The organism is Bradyrhizobium sp. KZN70725 (genome assembly GCF_055264925.1).
This window is the reverse complement of sequence record NZ_JBUYWT010000220.1, coordinates 1-446: the sequence shown is the minus strand read 5'-3', so window position 1 is coordinate 446 and position 446 is coordinate 1. Positions and strand designations below refer to the sequence as shown.

The window sequence follows — 446 nt, the reverse complement described above, 5'->3', positions numbered from 1 at the left end:
TATGTGCTGGGCTATACGGTGACGAAGCTGGCGCTGCACGCGGCGGGGCTGGTGCGGAAGGCTCCGAAGCGTTCGGCGCACCGCAAGAAGCGGCCGCGGCGGCCGCTTCGGGGCATGCTGCTGCACCAGGACGGATCGCGCCACGTTTGGATCGAAGGCCTGCCCGCGAGGGACCTGATCGTCACGATGGACGATGCGACCAGCGAGATCTACTCGATGGTGCTGGTCGAGGAAGAAGGAACGGCCTCGACCTTCCAGGCCTTGCGCGAAGTGATTGGCGAGCATGGCCTGTTCTGCGCGCTCTACACCGACCGCGGCAGCCATTATTTCCTGACCCCAAAAGCTGGCGAGAAGATCTCGAAGACGCAACAAACCCAGGTGGGACGGGCTTTGTCGCATCTTGGGATCGAGCATATCGCAGCCTATTCGCCGCAGGCGCGCGGGCG

The 446-nt window shown here is 64.1% G+C and carries 1 protein-coding gene; it reads left to right on the top strand.

Annotated elements, in window-relative coordinates; genetic code table 11:
* On the top strand, window positions 1–446 hold a 446-nt coding region (locus ACZBJS_RS42805), incomplete at both ends, for a transposase family protein (RefSeq protein ID WP_463440369.1).